Below are 3,361 nucleotides of genomic sequence, written 5' to 3'. Positions count from 1 at the left end.
CGCCGCTCGGCACGGTGAAGACCAGGATGCGCGATGGTCTCACCCGGCTCCGGAAAGCGCTGGAGGGATAATCGAATGCACGAACACGACTTTCGGGAACTCTCCGCAGGCCACGCTCTCGGCGCACTGTCGGAAGAGGAAGAACGCGAGCTCCACGCCGCGCTCGAGGAGCATCCCGAGTGGCAGAGCATCCTCGATGAGGACGCCAACGCGGCGGCCTCGCTTGCGTTGACGGCCCCCGCGCAGGAACCGCCGAAGGACATCCGCGCCGGCATTCTCGCGGCCATCAACGAGCAGCCGCAAGCTGTGTCGCAGAAGCGACCGCGGCGTCTGCGTATGAGCCTGTTCGCGCTCGCTGCCTCGGTTGTTCTGATCCTTGCGATCGTGATCGCTCCCCTGCTGTTCGATGCCGCGCGGGATACGCCGCCGGCCGACCTCGCGATGGAGGAGATCACCGCCGCCGAGGATGCCCGCTCGGCAACCGCCGACGTGGACGGGGGCGGCTCGGTAACGCTCCACTGGTCGATCTCCGTCGGCTCGGCGGTTATCGAAACGGCCGAGCTGCCCGAGATCGCCGACGATCAGGCCTACGAGCTCTGGTTCGTGCGTGGCGAGACACCCATCTCGGCCGGACTGATCGAGTTGGGCGAAGACTCCGAGTTGACGCTGCTGGCCGGTGAGCCGAGCCAAGGCGACATCGTCGCCATAACCGTCGAAGAACCGGGTGGTTCCCCGACCGGCGAGCCGACTTCCGACCCGATCGTGGCCGTCGAGACCGACTGAGTCCGCGGTCAGCGCTGAAAACTGCAGCTGAGCGACTGTTCAACTGGATTATCCAGTTGGCGGCCCGCTCACGTGCACGTTTCAGCGCTCGAAAGCCCGCACGCTAGCGTCGTTGGCGCTTCTCCCGAATCCGCTGGTTCACGACGATGGGGGTTCCCTCGAACCCGTAGGTCTCACGCAGTCTGCGCTGAATGAAGCGACGGTACTGGGGATCGAGGAATCCGGTTGTGAAGAGCACGAACGTCGGCGGGCGCGAGCCGGCCTGTGTTCCGAACAGGATGCGCGGCTGCTTGCCACCGCGCAGCGGGTGCGGGTGCTCAGCCGTGAGCTCGGTCAGGAACGCGTTGAACTTCGCGGTCGGTATGCGCGAGTCCCACGCGTCGAGCGCCGTCTCGAGCGCGGGCACGAGCTTCTCGAGGTGGCGGCCGGTGCGGGCGGAGATGTTGACGCGCGGCGCCCAGTCGACGTGCGCGAGGTCCTTCTCGATCTCGCGTTCGAGATACAGGCGGCGTTCGTCGTCGAGTTGATCCCACTTGTTGAATGCCAGCACGAGCGAGCGCCCGGATTCGAGCACAAGATCGATGATGCGGATGTCCTGCTCGCTGATCACCTCGGTGACGTCGATGAGCACGACTGCGACTTCCGCCTTCTCCAGCGCGGCCTGTGTGCGTAGAGTTGCGTAGAAGTCGGCGCCCTGCTGCAGGTGCACACGGCGACGGATGCCCGCTGTGTCGACGAATCGCCACACTCGGCCCGCGAGCTCGATCTGTTCGTCGACGGGGTCGCGCGTCGTACCCGCGAGGTCGTTGACGACGACGCGCTCTTCACCGGCGGCCTTGTTCAGCAGCGACGACTTCCCGACGTTCGGGCGACCGAGAATCGCGACGCGCCTCGGCCCTCCGTACTCCTGTTTCGCGACCGCGGACTCCTTCGGGAGCATCTTCAGGACTCGGTCGAGCAGGTCGGCGACGCCGCGCCCGTGAATCGCCGAGATCGGCATGGGCTCACCGAGTCCGAGGCTCCACAGGCTCGCGGCCTCGAGATCCCGGCGGCCGTCATCCGCCTTGTTGGCGACCAGCTGCACGGGCTTGTTCGACTGCCGCAGCATGCGCACAACGTGCTCATCGGTTGACGTCGCGCCCACGTTGACGTCGACGATGAAGAGCACGGCATCCGCGAGCTCGACGGCGATTTCAGCCTGCTGCGCGACCGACCTGTCGATGCCCTTGGCGTCAGGCTCCCAGCCGCCGGTATCGACGACCGTGAAGTGACGGTCGTTCCATTCGGCGCGATAGCTGACCCGGTCGCGAGTGACACCCGGAACATCTTCGACCACGGCTTCGCGGCGACCCAGAATCCTGTTGACGAGGGCGGATTTGCCGACGTTGGGGCGCCCCACGATGGCGAGCACCGGCAGTGCGGGCATCAGCCGCGGGATGTCCGCGTCGTCGCCGATGCCGGCAAGGAGTGCCTCATCATCGTCTTCGAACTCGTAGTCGTCGAGGCCCGCGCGCAGCGCGCGCATACGTGCATCATCGAGTGCGGTATTGCTGTCGAAGGCGCTCTCGCCGTCCACGTACTCGACCTCGGGTTCCTGTCCGTCGCGTGCGTCGAGGTCGTCTGCGCCGTGCGGCGCGTTTGCGTCAGTCATTGTTTCGGTGCCCTTCCACGGACAAGGTTCACGACCGCCTGCACGGTCTGTGGCAAGTTCAGGTTGCTGGAGTCGACCAGGACAACACCTTCGGCGGGCTCCAGGAAGTCGCTGTTGCCGCGATCGCGGGTGTCGCGTTCGCGCATGCGTCGCAGGATCTCCTCGGCGCTCTCCCCCAGCTCCGCAGCACGCCGCTCGGCGCGAACGACTTCGCTGGCGGTGAGCAGAATGCGTACGTCGGCATCCGGCGCAACGACGGTGGTGATGTCTCGACCCTCCACTACGATACCGGGTTCTGCGGTCTTGATCAGCCGCCGGAAGATATCGTTCACCGTGCGCCGGACTTCTGGGATGACGGCCACCTGCGATGCCGCGCGCGACACCTGTTCCGTACGGATGTCGCCCGTCACGTCTGCCCCGTTCACGAGCACGCGCTGCGATCCGGATTCGAGCGTGATCTCGTAGTCGAAGTCGGCCAGCGCGGCCAGCACGTGTTCGCGGTTCGCGGGGTCGGTGCCACGATCCATGGTGAGCCAAGCGAGCGAACGGTATGCGGCGCCCGTGTCGAGAAACTGAAAGCCGAGTTCGCTGGCGCTCTTGCGCGCAACGGATGACTTCCCGCTGCCTGCTGGCCCATCGATGCCGACGACCGTGTTCATCGTTCCTCCTTCAGCGTGCGTACCGGCGTCATCATCCCAGCACCTGCCATCCCAGTTCGTCGAGTACACCCTCGAGCTCGAGAATGGATTCGGGCAGGATCAGGATTTCCGCGACACCGTACTGCGACCCCTCCGCGTGCTCGAGCCGTACGTCCTCCATGTTGACGCCCGCATCCCCGATATCCGTCAGCAAGCGCGCGAGCTGGCCGGGGCGGTCGTCGACCTTCACCAGCAGCTTCGCGAAGCGCGTCTGCGTGCCGTGCTTGCC

General features: G+C 65.9%; 4 protein-coding genes. 1 reads left to right on the top strand and 3 read right to left on the bottom strand.

The features are described 5' to 3' along the window. Positions 1-75: 75 nt before the first annotated feature. On the top strand, positions 76-783 hold the full coding sequence (locus tag Q0O95_RS13700; protein ID WP_293699814.1) for an anti-sigma factor: 708 nt from the start codon (positions 76-78) through the stop codon (positions 781-783). A 103-nt stretch (positions 784-886) separates the two neighbouring features. On the opposite strand, the gene der is transcribed toward Q0O95_RS13700, so the two are convergent. From der to Q0O95_RS13685, 3 genes are all read right to left on the bottom strand, one after another. Then, positions 887-2,308, bottom strand: a complete 1,422-nt coding sequence (gene der, locus Q0O95_RS13695; protein WP_293699817.1) for a ribosome biogenesis GTPase Der — start codon at positions 2,306-2,308, stop codon at positions 887-889. Positions 2,309-2,430: 122 nt separating this feature from the next. Further along, a complete protein-coding gene (cmk, locus tag Q0O95_RS13690) occupies positions 2,431-3,093 on the bottom strand; it encodes a (d)CMP kinase (RefSeq protein WP_293699811.1) in 663 nt (220 codons plus the stop codon). A 31-nt stretch (positions 3,094-3,124) separates the two neighbouring features. Then, positions 3,125-3,361 (bottom strand): ACT domain-containing protein (locus tag Q0O95_RS13685; protein WP_293699808.1); only part of this gene is annotated, 237 nt, incomplete at its 5' end.

It is taken from the genome of uncultured Agrococcus sp. (assembly GCF_945915485.1).
Classification (GTDB): domain Bacteria; phylum Actinomycetota; class Actinomycetes; order Actinomycetales; family Microbacteriaceae; genus Agrococcus.
The sequence above is the reverse complement of the archived record's forward strand: the minus strand, read 5'-3'. Positions and strand labels throughout refer to the sequence as shown.